Source organism: Pseudomonas sp. FSL R10-2189, from assembly GCF_009600325.1.
GTDB classification, from domain to species: Bacteria; Pseudomonadota; Gammaproteobacteria; order Pseudomonadales; family Pseudomonadaceae; genus Aquipseudomonas; species Aquipseudomonas helleri.
In genome coordinates this window covers 1-244 of record NZ_WIVZ01000171.1, presented here as the reverse complement: position 1 = coordinate 244, position 244 = coordinate 1, and the positions used below count along the sequence as shown (strand labels likewise).

The window sequence follows — 244 nt, the reverse complement described above, 5'->3', positions numbered from 1 at the left end:
GGCACTGACTACACCGCCCGGGTGGAACTCAGAGGGCTGCCCGCCGATCAATCCATCTTTTATCGCGCCTGGTTCGAGGACGCCCGCACCGGAACAGCGGGCGAACCGTGGTTCGGGCACCTGCGCAGTGTGCCAGGGCAGCCGCGGGACATTCGTTTTGTATGGAGTGGTGATACGGTCGGTCAAGGGTTCGGCATCAACCCTGACATAGGCGGCATGCGCATCTACGACGCCATGCGTCGAC

General features: G+C 63.1%; 1 pseudogene. It reads left to right on the top strand.

Features of this window, described 5'->3' with window-relative positions:
• Positions 1-244, top strand: a pseudogene (locus tag GHO32_RS26355) (alkaline phosphatase); the annotation flags it as partial.